This window comes from Halosimplex halobium, assembly GCF_051414055.1.
In the GTDB taxonomy this organism is placed as follows: domain Archaea; phylum Halobacteriota; class Halobacteria; order Halobacteriales; family Haloarculaceae; genus Halosimplex; species Halosimplex halobium.
In genome coordinates this window covers 416,675-436,370 of sequence record NZ_JBLKNX010000001.1, presented here as the reverse complement: position 1 = coordinate 436,370, position 19,696 = coordinate 416,675, and the positions used below count along the sequence as shown (strand labels likewise).

The window sequence follows — 19,696 nt, the reverse complement described above, 5'->3', positions numbered from 1 at the left end:
CGCGGCACACCGGCCACCGAGTGACTCGGTTATCGCGCCCAGCGAGGACTGAATTCGGCCGGCTACCAGATGGAATCGCCCATTGCGTGAGATGCCGATCCAAGCCAGATGCGCCACTGACGCAGAATCGAAGGCGTTCGGACGTACCTACTGGGCCCGCTCGTCCGCGGCCGCCGGAAATCCTGATCGATATGCCGAGAGGAGCGATTGTGCCGGCGCGTACTGTCCGACTGGAACAAACCGGGAGACAGAAACGAGACTTAGCTCACGCCTCGGGTCGCGTGACCTCGACCGCGTCCCGGGTCACCGTGACTGTACACCCTTCATATTCGAAGGTCATCTCAGCTGTCTCCGTCGCCCCATCGTCCTCCGCAAACAGGTTGTTGAGAGACTCGGTATCGATCACGTCACCGAGCGGTTCGAGGTCGAGAATGGCTGTATCGGTGAACGCGGCCACTGCCCGTACAACGTCGAGACTTGGTCGCGTGTCAGTCTCTCTGTGATGGGTCACTTGTGCCGTCGCTGTCGTTCCGGACGCGTTCTGGTCGTCGTCTGTGGGTCTGTCATCAGTCATGCTTCGAATGGGAGGTCGCCGACGAACGCATCACTCTGAAAGTCGAGGTGATCCAGCCGCGGGCCTAGCAGTTCGCGTACCAGTACGACCAGCGGATTCGTTTCTCCTTCTCCGATCATTGCGACCTCCGTCCGTGTTCCGTCGTCTGCTTCGTCCCACAGGCCGACGACAACCTTCCGCCGGTCGGCCAGAATGAGGCGGCTCACCGTCGGATACGTGCCCTCCGAGCGCATCCAGTCCAGTTGCGGTTCCCAGACTGTCGCGTCCGGCAGACACTCGACGAAGAACTGCCGCGCGTCCTCGCTTTTCACGCCAGCAGAGACGTCGACGCCTCGCTCGATGGCGTTCTCGGCGTGGGGGAGACACTCCTCGTCCAGGAGTTCGTCGGACGTGTAGATCAGGAACAACTCCTCGTCCGCCCTGTCCGCCAGTTCTCGACCGTAGTCGTAGATCGCCTCTCGTCCGTGGAGGATGCCGATGCGCCGGTCGTCGACATCGTGCCCGGTCAGGAACTCGGAGAGCAGTCCGTCAATTTCGTCGATGTCCGTCCAGAGCGCATCCGCCGCTGTGTATTCCCCCTCCGAGACGACGTTTTCGGCGCGGTCGTATGCGATCAGTCCAGCGTCGTCGAGCTGGGGGAGCCGCTCGTGGTGAAGGGTAATGCGCGTCTCCGCCAGTCGCTCTTCGTAGTCTCCGGCAGGGACGACCGCTGCATCTTCGGCGACGATCGTCTCAGCGAGCTCGGGGACGGTCCATTCACCGGCCCCTTGCTGAACGACCGAGACAACGGTCCGGTTTATCTCTTCAGTCAGCAAGCTGAGTATCTCTTCCCGTCGTGAATCCATTACCGGAGTGTACTCAGTGCCACGTTTATGTGTTCGTATATCTACCTGATTAGTTATACTATCGCTGTTGGATACCGATTCGGGACCACATCGAAAAAATGGTTCCAGAGTGTGACCATGCGCACTGACCGCTTTCACTCGTTTTGGCGGGGCAATCCAGCGCGAAACGCTGGTAGGCGGTGCAGACACGACTACAATCGAAACCGGCCGGACCAGGCATTGGATGGCCGCACGCCTGCCGAGGAGGTGCTCAGCTAGACAGTACCGTTCGAAGATGAACCCACCGTGGAGACAAGTAGTTCGAGAAGGAGGGTCTTCATCCGGGACTCATCCGCTCTACCTGTAGAGTAGTAGCGACCAAGGTACAGATAGGAGGTCGCCATCTTCAGACACCCAACTCGGGCGGAGTCAGATGTTCGATCCATGCTTGACACTCACGTCGTACGACGGCCCAACGTTGGTCGATACGGGGCGGACGAAAAAGACGAGGGGGCAGCGGAGCTAGCCGAGCGTTCCGATGCACGACTGAAGCGGTACCGTGGCGGCCACGGGTATCCCAGCCGACACCCGGGGGTTCTCGGAAATCGTCGCGACCTTCCTCGGCGAGATATACTCCGAGACCCCGGCAGAGAGCGAATAAACCATCACAGCGAACACCCGAGTTTGACGAGCGGCCGGACACCCTCCGTTCGAAAGGCATCCCGCAGTGATTGGTCATCGTAAGCGGAACGGCCGAAGCCAGATCTGTAGAAAGACTCTTCAGAAGCCCCTCTGACCGCTCTACAAGATCGATGACCGAGGCTGGTATCGCCGAATCACCGGAGATAGCGGCCGCAAACCGGTGTCGACTCTCGCGCCGGGTGGCCGACGACCTGGGGAAAGCGGAAGACGACCACGTCAGAGTCGAGTGTGAATCGTCGAAGGCGTACTTCATCGTCGACGGGACCCACGACGACGCGGCCGGACTCGCGGTCAACGCGGACGGCCTGGAACGGATCGACGCACAGGCCGGGCAGACAGGGACAGTCGAGGCGACGGTCCCGATCGAGAGCCGCGATCGGGCGTTCGTCACGGGCGATATCGCCGAGACCCTGTGGGACCGAGCGGACGCCGACGTGTTCATCACCTGTCCGCACGGCGGCGACATCGAGTACAACACCGACGAGATGGGGCAGTACCTGTTCAAGAAATTGCGGGCCCGAGGGATCGCGGCGACGGCGTGGATGCTACACGGGTACTACACCGGACAGGAAAAGGACGCCTTCAAGCGCTGGCACGTCAAGAAACCCGTCAAGGCGTACGACGCCTATCCGGGCCTGCGACAGCTGGTGGAGCGGGCGTTCACCTGCCGCTACGCAGTCGGCTTCCACATCCACAAGTACGACTACGTCGCCGTCGGCGGCAGAGCCGACGCCGACCTCCGGGAGCGGGTCGGTGACGCTATCCGAGGTCCGGTGCCGTCGAAGTACGACGTCGAGACGGACTACAGCGAGATCGCCCTGACCGGCAGGAGCAAGCAGGCCTCGATGAACTACTTCGCCGAGGACGGCCAGGGCATCCAGATCGAACTGCCGACACGGGTCGCCTACAACAAGTTCCACTCCCTTCCCGAGGCAGTGGCCGACGTCCTCACGGAGATACTTTAGGCGCTCGCCGTACTCGATGGCGTATGAACCTCGGTCTGATCTCCGACATCCACGGCAACCGCCCTGCGCTGGAGGCCGTCCTCGCGGACGGGGCCGACGACGTCGACGAGTTCGTCTGCCTCGGCGACATCGTCGGGTACGGGCCGTGGCCGTCCGAGTGCGTGCACCTGATTCAGCAGCACTGCGAGACGGTGATCCGGGGGAACCACGACCGGGAAGCGCTCGATCCGGAGGGGTACACGGACAACGAGATGGCGATGGCCGGGCTCCGATACGCGGAGGCGGAGCTGATCACGGCGAATCTGGAGTGGTTGCAGAGCAGGCCACGCAAGACCGACCTGCTGGACGGCGACGCCCTCCTGGTCCACGACCATCCCGAACAGGTCGACCGCTACGTCATGCCCCGGGGGTTCCCGGAGGTCAGACCGTACCTGGACGACTACGAGGCCTGTTTCCTCGGCCACACGCATCTCCAGCACGAGGCGGTGATCGACGACCGCCTCATCCTGAATCCCGGGTCGGTGGGACAGCCCCGTGACGGCGACAGCCGGGCCGCGTACGCTGTCGTCGACACCGACACCTGGGAGACGGATCTTCGCCGCGTGGAATACGACATCGAGACGGTACAGAGAAAGGTCGCGGAGGAAGGGCTGCCCCCCGAAATCGGGGAACGCCTGGCCGGCGGACGATGACGGACGAACCGGAACGCCTCCACGAGGTCCCCCCTCACCGACCGGGCGATCCGCCGTCGTGCAGTAACTGGCGCATCGTCTGGCGGTCGGTGTCGGAAGTGAGGATCCGTTTGAGATGGGCCCGCTCCCGGTATCGGGGGCTGGTTCGCGGGTCCCAGAGGAAGGCGGCGTCGTCGGGTCGCTCGTACTCCCGTACTTTGGTCTCCACGGCAGGAGCAGGGTACGGGCCGTCGTAGCAGACGAACAGGAGCACAGCGTCGGGAGCGTCGAGCCGGGGTCCGGGTGTGAGGTCGCCCAGCTGGCCCGTGTCCGCCCAGTTGTCGACGAAGACCTTCCCCACCCTGTTCGTCCCGGCGACCGCCGCGACATCTCCTTTGCCCAGTTCCCGAACCGTCGGCCGCAACATACACTCGAAGCAGTCGGCGATCGCTGTGGAGACGAACTGGCGGCCATCACCCTCGGTCACGGCGACGGGGAAGAGCAGGTTGACCGCGTCGACGAACGCCCCGGGGTTCCCGGTACGGCCTTCCGCGAAGAACACGACACAGGTATCATCGCCAGCGGCGGCCAGGAGGTCCGAGACCCGGTCCGGGACGCCGGATTCGCGGAGGTCCGCGGACAGAAACAGGAAATCGCTGTCCGCGACATCGCCGGGACTCGGTGACGGATAGATCCGGGCGGCGCTTCCGGTGTCGATAGCGCCGACCGTTTCCGCGCCCGTCGGTCCGACGCCCGCGACGGCGACGGCGGGTTCCCAGGACGGGGCCTCGTCCAGTTCCACCTCCCCCGAGGGCGTCCGCTCGGCTTCGAAGATGTTCCGTTCAGGGGTTGCCTCCGTGTTCCGGGTGGTGACGGCGAGGTTCGGGGAGAGCTCGGGGATGTCGAAGACTGTCTGCATGTCCACGTCGCTCTCCCCGTCCGCCAGCAGGTTCTCCGATTCCCGCCGTGTCTCCGCTCGAAAGGCTCGCCAGTCCTCGATCCGGGACCGGTCCGCCTCCGCTGCTTCCAGCAGCTGGATGGCCTGGCCGGTGAGGTCGGCGGCGTCCCCGAACAGCTCCCCGGCTTTCGCGGGGTCACCGCCGTTTTTGGCCTTCGTGGCCCGGTTGCACCGGTCCAGGATCCTGTCCGCGAGTTCCTCGATCCGGTCCTGGTACTCCGACTCCGTCATGTCTGTCACGGCTTCTCCGGCGCCGACCATTCAAGCTCTTCGTGTCCGCGCCGGGGGGCACCCCGTTGGTCTCGAGCGGACTCCGTTCCCCGGTCGGCGTCCCCGCCACAGTTCGAACCGCGCGCTCCCGATCGCATCTGAGAGTGCGACTCCCTCAGGAGTCGAAGTCGGGGTTTCGCAGGTTGTCCTGTAAACCGACATCGCTCGGCGTGCCGTGGAGCTCGATGCGCTCCAGCCGGTCGACGAGGTCCTGCAGTGTTGTGTGGACCTGCTCGAGCGTTTCGTTGTTGGCTGCGACGGTCGCTTCGAACTCCTCCAGCTCCTGTTTCAGCTCCTCCCGCTCCGTGCGGTCCAGCTCGTCGTCCAGGACCTCGATACGGGTGCGCAGCCGACCGATGTACCGTTTCAGCTCCGCCTCGCTGTCGAACTCGTCCGGGATCTCGGGTAGTTCACTCATGGATTGTTCGTGCCGGTGGCGTCGTTGATAGTCTCAGCTACAGACGTGCCGGGCCGCCTCGGTTGCTGGTATCGATACCGTCGGTTTTCGTCTGCACCCTGTTAAGCGTAGTCTCGACCTGGCCGAGCCCAGCCGCGAGTCGTCGAATCGCCAGAGAACCGTTCGTCCGGGGTTCGGATTTACAGCGGTGACCGTCAACATCCGCCGCCACGTGAACGTGGATGGGCCCAAACAGTGAGCGTTTCAGACCCGGAGTGCGACGAGCACTGACCGAACTGCTCGCCGAGAATCGATTCCAGTCAGCCCGCCGACAGAGATGATCTCTTGCCGCTCAGAGCGAGACCGAACGCCACCGAGAACCGACAGCCCTCCGAACACGGAGCGGGAGCGCCCTAGCGACCGATCGTGCCCTGGCGCGTGACCGGTGCGTCGGGGTTGATACAGAAGGCGACGAGCGTCGAGTCCTCGGTCGCGGTGACGGGGACGTCGCCGTCGTCGGTCACGAGTGCGCTCTCGGTGTACCCGACCGACTCGTCGCCGACGTCGACGACACCGTCGAAGACGTAGAGATACGTGTGCCACCCGGACCGGGCGGGTAGCGTGGTCGTGGCGCCGGCTGCGAGCCGGCAGTCGTAGAAATCCACGTCGTTGCGGACGGACAGCGGGGCGTCGGTGCCTTCGGGCCCGAACAGGTGGCGCCACTCGCCGGCGACCGGGTCGGGGATCGGCTCGTGCTGGATCCCCGGTTCGAGGTCGAGGCTGTGCGGGCGGACGAAGATCTGGAGCATCCGCAGGGGCGGGTCCTCGGCCAGCGTCTCCTCGGCGTGCCAGAAGCCGCTGCCGGCGTTCATCACCATCAGGTGGTCGGGGTCGGTGACGAGTTCGTTGCCCCGCCGGTCGTCGTGGCGCATCACCCCGTCTGGCACCCACGAGATGATCTCCTCGTTGCGGTGCTGGTGCATCCGGATGAGCGTCCCGGGGTCCATGAACGACTCGACGACGGTCGCGAGCGGGCCGTAGCCGTGGTCGTCGTGGTCGGGGACTGCGCGGCCGGGGAAGTTGAGGTGGATCCGGAACCTGCCCTGGTCTTGCGAAACGTCCGTTCGCGGTGCCGTGTGGATGCGGGGCTGGGTCCGTGCCGCGGGCGAATCGTCCATTGCCCGTTGTAGCCTCTCAGCAGGGATATGGGTTCCGCGCGAGTGCGGTACCGCTGTCCCAGGGCAGATATCCCGCGTGGTTCGAGAGAGCTTCGCTCTCTCGTCACTGAACGAATCGGAGATCCGCGAGGACTGCTCACGGGCGGCTCGCGCCCGTTCACACGGCCCGAGGGATCTCCAGTCCCTCGCTGTCTGTGAGAGCTTTGCTCTTTGCCGATGTCTGACATCGTCGGTTTACGGAGCGAGCGACCGCGACGCACCGAGAGCGCTCGGCGTGTGGTGTCGGCTGCGGGATTGACCTCCTCCTCCGGCTGAAGGCGGAGGGATCCGGCCATCGGATTCGGGCGGTTGACATCCGTCGGTTCCAACCCGCACTCGGAGGGAACCGGCGACACACCGGGGGAACTCTCGTTTGTCTCCCTCGTAGGGCTGTGGCCCGGTCAATGAGGCCCCATCGGAGTCCGTGTCATCGCCGTGCGAACCACCGCCGGTTCGCCACCCCTTGTGGTTCGGGGACGGCATCTCACCGACTCCGTAGCATCCGTGTTGACAGGGGCCACGGGCTAAATTCCATCGACAAACGGGCCGAGTGTCGCTCGACCTCCGCCTAAAGGCGGAGGTATGCGCTTGCATCTCTATCAATCGCAGGGCGGTTGATGTCAGTGTCGAACGAGCGAAATATACTGATACAGAATTCACCAGCGTTTCGTTCTGAGAGGCATCGACACCAGCACTGAGAGCCCCCGATGGCACCCGCAGGAGTTCTTTTTTGCACCGCCCGGTGATCGATCGGCACATGAGCGACGACACCGGCGACGATAAGCCTCAGATCACGGAGGAACAGGTCCGACAGGGCTTCGAAGCGATCTACGGTGTCACCATCGAGGAAGTCATCGGGGTCCTCGAACAGCGTCTGGCGGAGGACCATCGCCTCCGCCAGCGACTGAACGCGGCCAGTGACGGGCTCGAAGCGACCGGATTCACGGAGGAGGAGACGGATTCGATGCAGGGTATCCGGGAGTACGTCGATGAGCGCAACGAGTCCTGACGAGGAGAGACTCCGTTCGAGTGTCCGGGATCGGCAACTCGAAGCGCGCAACCCGGTGGCGTACTCCCGGGACACTGGCTGAAAGAGCCCGGACCGCGACTGCGAACGGATCTGGCATCGCGACCGAACCGGCTGGTGGCTATCGAGACCGCGGACGGACGGCCGAAAGACCGAGGCCCGCACGGCGGCCACGGGCAGAGATATATCTCCCCAGCGGGCGTAGGGGAGCCCATGGCAACCACGAACACTGGCTCCGGAGCACTGCGAACGCGCTCGCTCCCGGTGCGTGCGGTACTGGCGGCGGTCCTCGCGGCCGCCGCCAACGCCGCGCTGGTCGCGGCCGTCCAGGGGGTCGGGATCGCACCCGGCTTCCGGGCGCTCACCTACCCGCCGGTCGTCTTCCTCTCCGTGCTCGGCGCGGTGGGGGCGGCCGGCGTCTACGCGCTCCTGCGCGGCCGGGTCGCCGAGCCGGCGGCGACCTTCCGGAAACTCGCCCTCGCGGTCCTGGTCGTCTCGTTCGTCCCGGACCTGGCACTGCTGGCCGCCGACCCCGCCGCGACCCCCGCGGGCGTGGTGGTCCTGATGGTCATGCACGTCGTCGTCGCCGCGGTAGCGGTCGAACTGCTCGTCTCCTGGCGGGGTGAGCGGTGAGCGACCGGATCCTCGTCACCGGCGCGACCGGGACGGTCGGCCGCCACGTCGTCGACGCCCTCGGCGACCGGGACGCGGTCGTTCGCGTCGCGACCAGGGAGCCAGAGCAGGCCCGCGAACAGTTCCCCGACGCGGCCGAGTACGTCGCCTTCGACTTCGAGCGGCCGGAGACCTGGGGCGGGGCGCTGGACGGCGTGGACGGCTGTTTCCTGATGCGACCGCCGACCGCGGGCGGCGAGCGGGTCGGCGAGTTCGCGGCCGCGGCCGACCGCGTCGGCGTCGACCGGGTCGCCTACCTCTCGACGCTCGGCGCCGAGAAGAACCCGCTGATCCCACACCACCGGATCGAGGAGCGGATCGTCGAGACGGACCTCGACTACACCTTCCTGCGGGCCTCCTTCTTCATGCAGAACCTCGTCGAGGTCCACCGCGAGGACGTCGTCGAGCGCGACCAGATCTTCGTCCCGGCGGGCGACGGTGCGACGAGTTTCGTCGACGCGCGGGACGTGGGGGAGGTCGCCGCGGTCGTCCTGACCGAGGCGGGCCACGCGAACCGCGCCTACGACCTCACCGGCCCCGAGGCGCTCACCTACGACGAGGTGGCGGCGGCGTTCAGCGACGCCCTCGACCGGCCGATCACCTACGCCGACCCGTCGATACTGGCGTTCGTCCGCCGGATGCGCTCGCGCGGGGAGCCGCTTCCCTTCCTCGTCCTGATGGTCGGCATCTACACGACGGCGCGCGTGGGTCTCGCCGACCGAGTCACCGACGACGCCGAACGGATACTCGGGCGGCCGCCCCGGGACGTGGCGGCGTTCGTCGCCGACTACGCCGACCGGTTCCGCCCGGCGGACGACCGGCAGTACGTCGAGACGCGCGGCCCGCCGGTCCCGGAGGCCGCCTACCGGGTGATCAACCCCGCCGTCGAGCGGCTGTTGCGCTCGCCGTTGCACGGCCTTGTCAGCGACTCGCTCACGTTGCTGACGTTCACGGGGCGAACGAGCGGCGACGAGTACACCACTCCCGTCGGCTACTGGGTCGACGACGACGGGCGGCTGGTCGTCACGACCCAGAGCCCGTGGTGGCGCAACCTCCGGGACGGTCGGCCCGTCGAGGTCCTGCTGGGCGGCGAGCGCTACGCGGGAGTCGCGACCGCCCACCCCGACCCGGCGGACGTGGCCGAGTACGTCGAGCGGTTCGTCGAGCGCAACGGCGTCGACGCGGCACGGCGTCTCGGGATCGCAGTCAAGGGCGACCGACCGCCGACGCGGGCGGAGCTGGAAGCCGGCGTCGAGGGGACCGTCGTCGTCGAGATCGAACTTGAGCGGGTGGAAGCGGTCGCCGCGGCCGCGACCGCGTAGGCCGTCGGGTGGCGGGCGGGTTCGCTCCGTGACGACCGGACCGCCTGCGTGGCGCATGCCTGACAGTCTGTTCGCGCCAGCCGGTCGTTTCGCCCGGCGCGAAAAGAAGGTCGCTAAGAACGGACCGTGGGACTACGTAGGTCACCGGAGCGGTATGGAGCGTCAGATCTCGGTCGCGGCCGCGAGGGCGTCGTCGTGGACCGAGCCGTTCGACGCGACCAGGCCCGTCGCGTCGTGGCGCCAGCGGTCGCCGGCCAGGTCGGTCACGCGGCCGCCGGCCCGGCGGACGAGGTGGACGCCGGCGAGGCTGTCCCAGGGATTGACCGCGACGTTGGTGACCGCGGCGTCGAGGCGGCCGGCTGCGACCTGGGCGAGCGCGACCTGGACAGAGCCGGGCCGCCGCATGTCGCCGAAGCGGGTGACGACCGCCTCGGCGGCGCGGGCGAACTCGTCGCGGCGGTCGCTCGGCCACCAGACCGTCGGCGCGACGCTGCAGGTCGCCGGGTCGGCCCGGTCGCTGACCGAGACGACCTCGCCGTTGCGCTCGGTGGGGCCGCCGCCGGCGACGTAGGTGTCGCCCAGCGCGGGGCAGACGGTCGCCGCGGCGACGGGCTCGCCGTCGCGGACGGCGGCGACGCAGGTCCCCCAGACGCGGCCGCCGCGGACGTAGTTGTGGCTCCCGTCGATCGGGTCGACGACCCACGCCGGCCCGGTTTCGGGGACGGCCTTGGCCGCGTCGGCCTCCTCGCCGACGACCGGCTCGTCGGGGTAGCGCTCGCGGAGGACCTCGACTATCGCCTCCTGGGCCTCCGTGTCGGCCCGCGTCACGTAGTCCGTCTCGTTGTCCTTCGTCTCGACGGCCAGGTCCTCCCGGAACAGCGACGCGGCGACCTCGCCGCCGGCGCGCGCGGCCCGTTCGGCGGCCGCCCGCCGGGCGTCGGGGTCAGTCACCGTCGCTCCCGCCCGCGCGGTCGGCCGGGGCCGCGCCCGCCCTCTGCTCCCGGTCGGCGACCGTCGCCGCGACGCCGCGGTAGTCGTCCTCCGCGCGGAGACACCGGCTCTCGCGCTCGCCGCCGCCGGTCGCGTAGGCGTCGGGCGCCTCGCCGTCGCACCGGGAGCCGAACGTCTCCCGGAGCCGGTCGGCGGCCGCGCGGTCGTCACCGCCCTTGGCGAGGGCGACGGCCTCGTCGACGGCGGCCCTCGCCGCCGTGGGGAGGTCGCGGTCCCCGAGCAGTTCGTCGACCGCGTCGTCGATCGCCTCGGCGTCGACGGGGCGGCCGGCGAGCGCCTTCGCCCGGGCGAGAAGCGAGTCCTCCGAGCGGGCGCGCGTCCGGAAGACGACCCGCAGCTCGTCGAGCGCCCGCCAGGTCGCCTCCGGGAGGTCGAACTCGTCGGGGCGGATCTTCGCCGGGCAGCGCGTGGCGAACGGACACCCCGACGGCGGGTCCCGCGGGCTCGGCGGGGTCCCCCGCAGCGTCACCCGCTCGCCGTCCCACGGCGAGCCGCTGCCGGGGATCGCCGAGAGCAGCGACAGTGTGTATGGGTGGCGTGGGTCGGCGAACACCGACTCCGCCGGGCCGAGTTCGACCACGTTGCCGAGGTACATCACCGCGACCCGGTCGGCGATGTGCCGGACCACGCTCAGGTCGTGGGCGATGAACAGGTAGGTTAGCCCCAGGTCGTCCTGGATCCCCTCCAGGAGGTTGATGATCCGCGCCTGGACGCTCACGTCCAGCGCGCTCACGGGCTCGTCGAGCACCAGGAAGTCCGGTTCGAGCGCCAGCGCCCGGGCGATGCCGACCCGCTGGCGCTGCCCGCCGGAGAACTGGTGGGGGTACCGCCGGACGTGCTCCTCGCTGAGCCCGACGCGCGTGATCAGTTCCGCGACGCGGTCCTGTCGCAGCTCCGCGACCGACTTCCCGACGCGCACCGACACGGTCGGGCGCTCGCCCCGGTCGACCGACACCGTCACGTCGTCGGCCGTCAGCGGGAGCCGGTCGCGGACCGAGACCTCGTGAGTCCCGCGAGCGAGCGAGACCGTCACGTCCGGCCCGGCGTCGGGGTCCCCGGTGACGCCGGCCGCGTCGTCGCCGCCGACGGACCCGCCGACGACCGGCCCCGACCCGGAGACGGTCGCCGCGTCGACCCCCTCGACGGCGACCGAGAGCCGCGGCCAGCCGTGGGCCTCCAGCGGTTCGCGGACGATCTGGCCGACGGTCTGGCGGTCGTTGAGGCTCTCGTCGGGGTCCTGGAACACCATGCCGACGCGGCGCTGCCACTCGGCGTCGCCGCCGTCGGTCACGTCCCGCCCCCCGGCCTCGATCGTCCCGCTCGTCGCGTCCTCCAGCCCGACGAGCGTCCGGCCGAGCGTCGTCTTGCCGCAGCCGGACTCGCCGACCAGCCCCAGCGTCTCCCCCTCGAACAGGTCGAAGGAGACGCCGTCGACGGCCTTGACCGGCGGCGACCGCGACAGCAGCGTCCGCTCGTCGTAGTAGGTCCGCAGGTCCCGGACCGACAGCATCGGCTCGCCCCGTTCGGCGCCCGCCGCGTCGCCGTGGCCCGCCACGCTCGTCGCGGGGTCGGTCACAGCTCACCGCCCCCTTCGTCGCCGACGTCGACATCGCCGGCCGTGCCCGTGCCACCCGTGTTCCCGCCGACGCCCGCCTCGGGGGGCGCGCCACCGCCGTGGTCGACGGCCCCGAAGTTGGTGTTGTCGCTCGCCGCGGCGACCGTGCGCTCGTCGAGCCCGTCGTCGTCGCCCGGCTCGTCGTCGAGGCCGGTCTCGCTCGGGTAGCGGTCGTCGTGCAACAGGCAGGCGGCGCTCCGGTCGACACCCGCCTCGCCCACGTCGTGGTGCTCGGGGTGGACCTCGATGCAGGCGCCGAAGGCGTCGGGACACCGCGGTGCGAACCGACAGACCGTGGCCGGGCCGGTCGGCGTCGGCACCTCCCCCTCGATGGTGGGGAGCTGCTCGTCGGGCGGGGTCCGCCCGGGGATCGACCGCAACAGCGCCCGCGTGTAGGGGTGCTGGGGGTCGTCGAACAGCGCGTCGGTCGGCGCCCGCTCGACGATCTCGCCGGCGTAGATGACGTTCACCCGGTCGGTGGCGTCCTCGATGACGCCCATGTCGTGGGTGATGAAGAGGATCGCGAGGTCCTCCTCGCGCTGCAGCTCGGCGAGCAGGTCGAGGATCTGCGCCTGGATGGTCACGTCCAGCGCGGTCGTCGGCTCGTCGCAGACGAGCAGGTCGGGGTCGCAGGCCAGCGCCATCGCGATGACCGCCCGCTGTTGCATCCCGCCCGAGAGCTGGTGGGGGTACTCGCCGACCCGGTCCGCCGCGTCGGGGATGCCCACCTCCTCGAGCAGTTCGACCGCCCGGGCGCGGGCCTCGCGCCCGCGGAGGTCCTGGTGGATCTTCAGCGCCTCCCGGATCTGGTTGCCGACGGTGTAGACGGGGTTCAGCGCGCTGCCGGGGTCCTGGAAGACGATGGCGATGTCGCCGCGGTGGGCCTCCCAGCTGTCGTCGGTCAGGTCCTCGCCGCGGAAGCGGATCGACCCCTCCTCGACCGCGCCGGGGCGGTCGACGAGCCCGAGGATCGACCGCGCGGTGACGGACTTGCCCGACCCCGACTCGCCGACGAGTCCGACGGTCTCGCCCGCGCTGATCTCGAAGGAGACGCCGTCGACGGCGTGGATCTCCTCGCGGTCGGTGTGGAAGACGGTCCGCAGGTTCTCCACGGCCAGCAGGGGCTCGGCGTCGCTCACGCGCCACCACCCCGCCCGGCCGCGCCGCCCTCGGCGTCGGACTGCGGGTCGATGGCGTCGCGGATCCCGTCACCCAGCGCGTTGAACCCGGTCACGACGACCGTGATCAGGATCCCCGGGATGAGCGAGATGTGCCACGAGCCCGTGGTCACGTAGTCCTGGCCGAGGTTGATCGCCCGGCCCCACTCCGGGGTCGGCGGGGAGACGCCCAGTCCCAGGAACGAGAGACCGGCGATGGCGATGATCGCGCCGCCGAGCGTCATCGACCCGTAGATCAGCAGGTAGCCGGTGATGTACGGGAGCATGTGCCGGCGCATGATCACGCGCGGTTTCTGCCCGAAGCTGCGGGCGGCGTCGACCCACTGTCGCTGGGCGACCTGGAGGGCGGGGCCCCGCACCGACCGCCACATGTACGTCCAGCCGGTGCCGGCGAAGATGAGCGCGAGGACGAACGCGCCGCTGTAGATCCCGCCGACCCACGTGTCCGCGAGGACGGTCGTGAGCATGATGAGCAGGAGTAGTTGCGGCATCGCCATCACCGCGTCCGAGACCAGCACCATGCCGAGGTCGACCCGGCCGCGGTAGTAGGCGGCGACCAGCGCGAGCGAGGCGGCCAGCAGCGCGCTCAGCCCGACCGAGAGCACGCCGATGACCAGCGAGATACGGGACCCGGTGGCGATGAAGGTGAACAGATCCCGGCCCGTGGGGAGCGTCCCGAACGGGTGGTAGCGGTTGTAGTCGTCGTAGGTGAACGGCATCACCCGCGATTCGGTGCCGGTCGACTGCGATTCGAGGTTCGCCTGGCCGACGAGCGTCGTCTGGACCTCCCCGGCGTCGCTGTTCCAGTAGCTGAACTCGTGGGAGTACGACTGGCGCATGTTCTGTTCGACCGTCGTCGGCCCGAGCGCGGGCGCGAAGACGGCCATGACGACGAACATGAACACGACGAGGAGCCCGAACTTCCCCCAGGTGTGCGAGCGGAAGCGGTCGACGATGTCGTCGCGGGGGCTCCAGTCGGTCGGGCGGATCTCCCGCCGGTAGAGGCGGTAGCCGAGCATCGCCCAGCCGGCGCAGGCGAAGGCGTACCCGTAGACCAGCGCCACCCGCACCGCCCAGGCGAGCGCGGGCTCCAGCCCGAGGAACGTCCCGACCCACCGCCCCCCGTTCCAGTACCCCTCGTTGGGGATCGTCTCCCGCGAGAGCAGCGTCGGCACCTCCTGGGCGGTCGACTGGGCGGCGTTGAACAGCCCTATCAGCCATTCGACAGCCGGCTGTGCGGGACCGAGCGACGGGACGAACAGCAGGAGGTCCGCGGCCATGCCGGCGAGGAAGGTAGCGAGCGCGCCGGCCTCCACCGCGAACAGTGCGACCCCGGCGGCGGCCCAGACGAGCGCCGGCGACGAGGTCGGGAGGGCCGTCGAGGCACGCTCCCGGTCGGTCGTCGCGCCGGCCATCTCAGGCACCCTCCAGTCCGACGCGGGGGTCGATGACGGTGTACAACAGGTCCTGGATCAGGTTGATTCCGACGATCATGAGGATGAAGATGTACATCAGCGTGCCGACCAGCGGCAGGTCGCCCTGGATGGCCGCCCGGTAGAACAGCCACCCGATGCCGTTGATCCCGAAGACGGTCTCGACGAGGACCGACCCGCCGATGAGCAGGAACGCCTCGCTGGTGATGATCGGGACCAGCGGCACCAGGGCGTTGCGCAGGATGTGCTTCCAGACGAGGGCGCGGTCGGAGACGCCCTTCGCCTTCGCCATGTCGACGAAGTCCTCGTTGCGCACTTCGAGGACCGCCGTCCGCCCGATCCGCATCTCGTTGCCCATCGACGCCGACCCGAGCACCAGCGCCGCGGGCAACACCTTCTTCGTCGCCGCGAGGAAGCCGTCGACGGTCCCGATCCGGGACATGTCCGGGCTCCCGGAGATGGCGTCGATGGGGACGAGGAACTGCTGCCAGCTGATCCCGATCATGCCCTGGAGGCTGCCCAAAAGCGCCAGCAGCATGATCGCGAGCCAGAAGTTCGGCATGGCGCGCCAGACGATGCCGCCGAACGACGCGAGGTAGTCGGCGGCCGTGTTCGAGCGCATCCCCGCGTAGAAGCCCAGCGGCACGCCGATCAGGATCGCGATGACCACCGACCAGAAGCCCAGCCACAGCGTCCGCGGCAGGAAATCGAGGATCAGCGCGTTCACGCTCGACCCCTGGTAGAGCAGGAACGTCTGGCCCAGGTCGAAGGTTATCAGGTCGACCATGTAGTGGAGGTAGTGCTGGAGCGGCGGCTGGTTGAGGCCGAGCTCCTGCTGTGCCGCCCGGTAGGCGGCGGGGTTGCGCGTCTGGCCCTGGCTGAGCAGCCTGGCCGCCGGGTCGATCGGCCCCATGAAGATGATGAACCACGTCATCGACGTGCCCAGCCAGACGACCGGGATCGCGAGCAGGAACCGCTTGCCGAGGTACTTCAGCCTGCTCACCGGCCGTCACCTCCGCCGGCCGGCGGCCGCTGTCTGTCCTGGCTGCACCCCGGGGCCGTCCGCGCGCAGTGTCGCGAATGCATTGATATCTCGGTGTCGACCGCTGCCGGGTCCGCCGCCCGACGGGGCTCCCGGCGGGACCCGGCCGGCGCTTGTCAGTTACTCGTCGAGCGTGACCTGATTAAAGGTCTGGTTCTCCATAACGCCGTACATCTCGACGTCGACGGAGTCGTGCCACAGGCGCTGGCTGATGGGGTGGAGGAAGGGGAGCTCCTGCATGGACGCCCAGTTTATCTCCTCGACGGTCTGGAAGGCCTCGGCGTGGTCCTCCGCCGTGGTGCCCTCCGCGGCGTAGTTCTCGTCCCACGCCTCGCGGGCGATCTGGCGGTACTCCTCCGTGTAGTAGCTGTCCTCGGCGCCCCAGCGGGTGAACTGCGTGCTCGGGTTGGAGCCGTGGAGGAACCGCAGGAAGTTCTGCGGGCCGGGGTACTCCATGCCGTCGCCGAGCCCGAACACCTCCATCGAGCCGTTGATGGCGTTGCTGATGATCGTCCCGAAGCTCGCCTCGGTGATCTCCATGTCGATGTACGCGGAGTTGAGCTTCGGCTGGAGGCGGGTGAACACCTGCCGGTAGCCGCTGTCGCCGGAGATGGTCGTCGCCGTGATCGAGAAGCGGTTGTCCGGCCCGTAGCCGGCCTCTTCCATGACCGCGCGGGCCTCGTCGAGGAGCGTCTCGCCGTAGCCGTAGGGGTAGCCGTCCGCGCCGAACTCGGTGTTGGAGTTGGCGCCGTTCTCGGCGTGGGCGTCGTAGGACGCCTCCCCGGACTGGCCCTCCTCGAAGGTGGGGTACGGCGCCGGCGGCGTGATGTGGTAGGCGGGCTTGCCGGTGCCCTTGTAGACGCTCTCGGCGATGTCGTGCTGGTTCATCGCGTAGGCGAACGCCCGCCGGACCGCCAGCGGCACCTCCAGTGTGTTGAACACGAGGTACTCGGTCGTCAGCGCGGGGATCTCGCCGTAGTTGACCTCCGTGCCGTTCCCGAAGGTGTAGGTGCCGACCGAGCGGTTGCCCATCTGCTCCTCGATGGAGACGTTCTCCGGGTTGAACGACGCGGTCGGTATCCCCTCGAGGATGTGTGCGCTCTCGTTGCGGAAGCGGTTCAGTCGCGTCTGCCCGTCCGAGACGACGGTGTAGGTGATCCCGTCGAGTTCGGGACCCTCACCGTAGTAGTCGTCGAACGCCGACAGCTGGATCTGGCTGCCCTTCGTCCAGGAGTCGACCTGGAAGGGGCCCAGCGCGGAGAAGGTGGGGCCGTCGCCGGCCGTGCTGAAAAACTCGTTGTAGCTGTACTCGCCGTCGTAGCTCTCGACGTCGCCGACCGAGTTCGCCGGGAGGATCGCGAACGCGCCGCCGGCGATCTGGAAGAGGGTGTACTGGAACGGCGAGGCGAGCGTCATCTCGAAGGTGTAGTCGTCGACCGCCTCGACCGCCAGCGACCCGGGGACGATGTCGTCGGCCGTCGCCTCGTCGGAGGGGGTCGTCAGGCTGGCGTCCCGTTCGTGCTGGATGCGCATCGTCTCGCCGATGATGTCGTCCTGGTTGCGCGAGTTCTCGGACTCGGCGAGCCGCCGGTAGGAGTAGACCACGTCCTCGGCGGTCAGCTCCGACCCGTCGTGGAAGGTCACGCCCTCCTTCAGGTCGAACGTGTAGGTACGCCCGTCCTCCGACAGCTCGTAGCCGTTCACGAGCGCCGGCTCGGGCGGGTACTGCCCGTCGGGGAAGTTCATCAGCGACTTGTTGTACTGGTTGTACCCCGCGCCCGAGCCCTTCGCGTTGATCGGGTCCAGCGTCTGGACGTTCCCGGTCGCCATCATGTTGAGGACGCCCCCGGCGGAGCCGCCCGATGTTCCGTCGGAGCCGTCCGACTCGTCCGAGGAGTCGGATCCGTCGCCCGCGGAGCCGTCCGACCCGTCACCTGAGGAACCGTCCGAACCGTCGCCCGAACCGTCGGTCGGCGTCGACGTGTCACTCCCACAACCGGCCAGCAGGGACGCGGCGCCCGCGCCCGCTGCCGTGAGGAACCGACGCCGAGTCTGTTTCTCTGGCATCGAGAGGAGTGTCCGATTGCGCAATCAAATAGGTTTTGGCTCGTGATACGTTTGGATATGGGCCAGGGTTATAGGACTATACACCAATATAATCTATTTATCCACCCGTTCGTAACACCCATGTCCCGCCAGGCAGAGGTACGGGTATGTCGGCCGAGACGGACGACGATACGTCCCCCTGGGGCGAGACCGTACGGGAAGCCAACGAGATGGCGGCGGAGCTGCGCGCGGACGGCTGGGAGGTGGTGGTCGTCCGCGCGGGCCACGTAGCGCCGCTGTCACCCGAGGCGGGCGAGACCGACCGCTCCGGGCTGGTGTATCTCGCGCCGGACGGCGTGGCCGAGTCGCTGCCCGCGGTCGCCGAGCGCGGCGAGTTCGACCGCTCGGCGGCGTTCCGCCGCCGGCTGGGGACCGATCTCTTCCTCGTGACGCGGGTGAGCGACCCCGAGCGCCGGCTGGCCGTGCTGCTGGTCGGCGGGGTCGACCTCGACCAGCCGGCGGCGGCCGACCTCGCGGCCGCGGCCCGCGAGCGCGGACGCCTCCACTCGCACGTCGAACTCCTCGACGGGACGCACCTCGCCACGTTCGCCCACGACCACCCGGCGGACTTCCTCCCGGAGGACCCGTGAGCCCGGCGACCCCCTCTGGCGGTCCCGGGACGGTGCTGGCGCGGCTGGCGCGGCCGGCCGGCGAACACGCGCGGCTCGCGGTCGTCGCCGACCCGCACGTCTCGACGCGGGCGGAGGGCACCTCGAAGCTGTTCGAGCACACCCTCGACCACTTCGCGGCCGCCCTCGACGACATCGGGGAGCGGGACGTGGACGCGGTGCTGTCGCCCGGCGACCTGACCAAGGACGGCGAGCCCTGGAACTACGAGGCCGTCGACGAGGCGCTGGCGACGCTCGACGCCCCCTTCCACGCGGTCCCCGGCAACCACGACGTGCCCAAGGAGCGCGACGACCACGAGACCCCCGGCCTCGACCGGTTCGTCGACCGCTACACCCCCGCCGACCCCCTCGCGCGCGGGCCGGACGGCCTCTCCTACCGGGTCCGCGTCGGCGAGCTCGACGTGTTCGGGCTCAACACCGCGGGGACGGCCGAGCGGCTGACCGACAGCCACGAGGGCCACGTCCCGGAGGCCCAGCGCGAGTGGCTGGCCGACCAGCTCGCGACGGCGGGGTCGACCGTGGTGCTCGCCCACCACAACCTCCCGGGGATCACCGACCAGCTCGACGCCCACCGCGAGGCGGTCGAGCCCGACCTCGCCGACATCCCCGCGATGGCCGACCCCGAACCGCTCGCGGAGACGCTCGGCGACGGCGATGCGGACCTGTTGCTCTCGGGGCACTACCACCTCCCGGCGAGCGCGGAGACGGGAGGCGTCCGCGAGATCGCGGCGCCGACGACCTGCTCGTTCCCGCAGTCGTACCTGCTCTGTGACGTGACCCCCGAGGGGACGACCGTCAGGCTGGTGCCGGTCGCCGACAGCCACGGGCTCGAAACCGCCCACGCGCGTCGTGTCGCCGACTCGGCGACCGCGCGCGGCCTGACTGGGATCGCCGCCGCCCGCCTCGCCGCCTTCCCGCTCGTCGACGAGCGCTGACCCGCCGGCCGCCCCGCTTCGCACCCGCCCTGACTATATATCGGTACGTACCGATCCCTGCAAACGGTTGACGCGGCCACCCGAACGTACCGCTCAGAGGGGTCTCGTACCGGGGGATACCCCTATTATAAACCCGTTTACTTGGGTC

General features: G+C 68.8%; 18 protein-coding genes and 1 pseudogene. 8 read left to right on the top strand and 11 right to left on the bottom strand.

Going from position 1 to position 19,696, the window contains the following annotated elements:
• Positions 1-265 precede the first annotated feature (265 nt).
• Both ACMGFG_RS02190 and ACMGFG_RS02185 read right to left on the bottom strand, forming a co-directional pair.
• Entirely contained in the window at positions 266-574 is a 309-nt protein-coding gene (locus tag ACMGFG_RS02190) for a HalOD1 output domain-containing protein (protein ID WP_436928715.1), read from the bottom strand.
• The gene (locus ACMGFG_RS02185) at positions 571-1,419 is read right to left on the bottom strand and encodes a DUF7344 domain-containing protein (protein WP_436928714.1); all 849 of its coding nucleotides are present in this window, start codon (positions 1,417-1,419) and stop codon (positions 571-573) included. The genes ACMGFG_RS02190 and ACMGFG_RS02185 overlap by 4 nt, the downstream gene beginning before the upstream one ends.
• Before the next feature lie 93 nt (positions 1,420-1,512).
• Here ACMGFG_RS02185 and ACMGFG_RS02180 point away from each other — a divergent pair.
• The 3 genes and pseudogenes from ACMGFG_RS02180 to ACMGFG_RS02170 form a co-directional block, all read left to right on the top strand.
• Positions 1,513-1,677, top strand: a pseudogene (locus ACMGFG_RS02180) (IS6 family transposase); the annotation flags it as partial.
• Positions 1,678-2,210: 533 nt separating this feature from the next.
• The gene (locus ACMGFG_RS02175; RefSeq protein WP_436928713.1) at positions 2,211-3,065 is read left to right on the top strand and encodes a poly-gamma-glutamate hydrolase family protein; all 855 of its coding nucleotides are present in this window, start codon (positions 2,211-2,213) and stop codon (positions 3,063-3,065) included.
• A gap of 23 nt (positions 3,066-3,088) precedes the next feature.
• Positions 3,089-3,757: a metallophosphoesterase family protein gene (locus ACMGFG_RS02170; protein WP_436928712.1), complete on the top strand. Its 669-nt coding sequence runs from the start codon at positions 3,089-3,091 to the stop codon at positions 3,755-3,757.
• 34 nt (positions 3,758-3,791) lie between these two features.
• Here ACMGFG_RS02170 and ACMGFG_RS02165 read toward each other — a convergent pair whose 3' ends face one another.
• The 3 genes from ACMGFG_RS02165 to ACMGFG_RS02155 all read right to left on the bottom strand — a co-directional run bounded on the left by ACMGFG_RS02165 (position 3,792) and on the right by ACMGFG_RS02155 (position 6,539).
• Positions 3,792-4,934: a hypothetical protein gene (locus ACMGFG_RS02165; protein ID WP_436928711.1), complete on the bottom strand. Its 1,143-nt coding sequence runs from the start codon at positions 4,932-4,934 to the stop codon at positions 3,792-3,794.
• Positions 4,935-5,079: 145 nt separating this feature from the next.
• Positions 5,080-5,382 (bottom strand): hypothetical protein, encoded by a 303-nt coding sequence (locus ACMGFG_RS02160; protein WP_436928710.1) that lies wholly within the window; start codon positions 5,380-5,382, stop codon positions 5,080-5,082.
• Between the two features lie 392 nt (positions 5,383-5,774).
• Entirely contained in the window at positions 5,775-6,539 is a 765-nt protein-coding gene (locus tag ACMGFG_RS02155) for a pirin family protein (RefSeq protein WP_436928709.1), read from the bottom strand.
• Positions 6,540-7,335: 796 nt separating this feature from the next.
• Here ACMGFG_RS02155 and ACMGFG_RS02150 point away from each other — a divergent pair.
• The 3 genes from ACMGFG_RS02150 (at position 7,336) to ACMGFG_RS02140 (ending at position 9,599) form a co-directional block, all read left to right on the top strand.
• Positions 7,336-7,587: a hypothetical protein gene (locus ACMGFG_RS02150; protein ID WP_436928708.1), complete on the top strand. Its 252-nt coding sequence runs from the start codon at positions 7,336-7,338 to the stop codon at positions 7,585-7,587.
• Between the two features lie 231 nt (positions 7,588-7,818).
• On the top strand, positions 7,819-8,238 hold the full coding sequence (locus ACMGFG_RS02145; protein WP_436928707.1) for a DUF6069 family protein: 420 nt from the start codon (positions 7,819-7,821) through the stop codon (positions 8,236-8,238).
• Complete coding sequence (locus ACMGFG_RS02140; protein ID WP_436928706.1) at positions 8,235-9,599, top strand: nitroreductase/quinone reductase family protein; 1,365 nt, start codon at positions 8,235-8,237, stop codon at positions 9,597-9,599. Before ACMGFG_RS02145 ends, ACMGFG_RS02140 begins: the two co-directional genes overlap by 4 nt.
• A gap of 162 nt (positions 9,600-9,761) precedes the next feature.
• On the opposite strand, the gene ACMGFG_RS02135 is transcribed toward ACMGFG_RS02140, so the two are convergent.
• From ACMGFG_RS02135 to ACMGFG_RS02110, 6 genes are all read right to left on the bottom strand, one after another.
• The gene (locus ACMGFG_RS02135) at positions 9,762-10,550 is read right to left on the bottom strand and encodes an inositol monophosphatase family protein (RefSeq protein ID WP_436928705.1); all 789 of its coding nucleotides are present in this window, start codon (positions 10,548-10,550) and stop codon (positions 9,762-9,764) included.
• On the bottom strand, positions 10,543-12,186 hold the full coding sequence (locus ACMGFG_RS02130; RefSeq protein WP_436928704.1) for an ABC transporter ATP-binding protein: 1,644 nt from the start codon (positions 12,184-12,186) through the stop codon (positions 10,543-10,545). The genes ACMGFG_RS02135 and ACMGFG_RS02130 overlap by 8 nt, the downstream gene beginning before the upstream one ends.
• Positions 12,183-13,364, bottom strand: coding sequence for an ABC transporter ATP-binding protein (locus tag ACMGFG_RS02125; protein ID WP_436928703.1), 1,182 nt, complete (start codon positions 13,362-13,364; stop codon positions 12,183-12,185). The genes ACMGFG_RS02130 and ACMGFG_RS02125 overlap by 4 nt, the downstream gene beginning before the upstream one ends.
• The gene (locus tag ACMGFG_RS02120; RefSeq protein ID WP_436928702.1) at positions 13,361-14,818 is read right to left on the bottom strand and encodes an ABC transporter permease; all 1,458 of its coding nucleotides are present in this window, start codon (positions 14,816-14,818) and stop codon (positions 13,361-13,363) included. Before ACMGFG_RS02120 ends, ACMGFG_RS02125 begins: the two co-directional genes overlap by 4 nt.
• Position 14,819: 1 nt before the next feature.
• Positions 14,820-15,839: an ABC transporter permease gene (locus ACMGFG_RS02115; RefSeq protein ID WP_436928701.1), complete on the bottom strand. Its 1,020-nt coding sequence runs from the start codon at positions 15,837-15,839 to the stop codon at positions 14,820-14,822.
• Between the two features lie 159 nt (positions 15,840-15,998).
• Positions 15,999-17,945: an ABC transporter substrate-binding protein gene (locus tag ACMGFG_RS02110; protein WP_436928700.1), complete on the bottom strand. Its 1,947-nt coding sequence runs from the start codon at positions 17,943-17,945 to the stop codon at positions 15,999-16,001.
• 146 nt (positions 17,946-18,091) lie between these two features.
• On the opposite strand from ACMGFG_RS02110, the gene ACMGFG_RS02105 reads away from it, so the two are divergent.
• Together ACMGFG_RS02105 and ACMGFG_RS02100 are read left to right on the top strand one after the other, a co-directional pair.
• Entirely contained in the window at positions 18,092-18,574 is a 483-nt protein-coding gene (locus tag ACMGFG_RS02105; protein ID WP_436928699.1) for a DUF7529 family protein, read from the top strand.
• Positions 18,571-19,548 (top strand): metallophosphoesterase family protein, encoded by a 978-nt coding sequence (locus ACMGFG_RS02100; RefSeq protein ID WP_436928698.1) that lies wholly within the window; start codon positions 18,571-18,573, stop codon positions 19,546-19,548. The genes ACMGFG_RS02105 and ACMGFG_RS02100 overlap by 4 nt, the downstream gene beginning before the upstream one ends.
• Positions 19,549-19,696 lie beyond the last annotated feature (148 nt).

Excerpts from the sequence above, each read along its gene's own strand:
- ACMGFG_RS02190 (WP_436928715.1), bottom strand. The coding sequence starts at position 574 with ATGACTGATGACAGACCCACAGACGACGACCAGAACGCGTCCGGAACG.
- ACMGFG_RS02185 (WP_436928714.1), bottom strand. The coding sequence starts at position 1,419 with ATGGATTCACGACGGGAAGAGATACTCAGCTTGCTGACTGAAGAGATA.
- ACMGFG_RS02175 (WP_436928713.1), top strand. The coding sequence starts at position 2,211 with ATGACCGAGGCTGGTATCGCCGAATCACCGGAGATAGCGGCCGCAAAC.
- ACMGFG_RS02170 (WP_436928712.1), top strand. The coding sequence starts at position 3,089 with ATGAACCTCGGTCTGATCTCCGACATCCACGGCAACCGCCCTGCGCTG.
- ACMGFG_RS02160 (WP_436928710.1), bottom strand. The coding sequence starts at position 5,382 with ATGAGTGAACTACCCGAGATCCCGGACGAGTTCGACAGCGAGGCGGAG.
- ACMGFG_RS02155 (WP_436928709.1), bottom strand. The coding sequence starts at position 6,539 with ATGGACGATTCGCCCGCGGCACGGACCCAGCCCCGCATCCACACGGCA.
- ACMGFG_RS02150 (WP_436928708.1), top strand. The coding sequence starts at position 7,336 with ATGAGCGACGACACCGGCGACGATAAGCCTCAGATCACGGAGGAACAG.
- ACMGFG_RS02145 (WP_436928707.1), top strand. The coding sequence starts at position 7,819 with ATGGCAACCACGAACACTGGCTCCGGAGCACTGCGAACGCGCTCGCTC.
- ACMGFG_RS02120 (WP_436928702.1), bottom strand. The coding sequence starts at position 14,818 with ATGGCCGGCGCGACGACCGACCGGGAGCGTGCCTCGACGGCCCTCCCG.
- ACMGFG_RS02110 (WP_436928700.1), bottom strand. The coding sequence starts at position 17,945 with ATGCCAGAGAAACAGACTCGGCGTCGGTTCCTCACGGCAGCGGGCGCG.
- ACMGFG_RS02105 (WP_436928699.1), top strand. The coding sequence starts at position 18,092 with ATGTCGGCCGAGACGGACGACGATACGTCCCCCTGGGGCGAGACCGTA.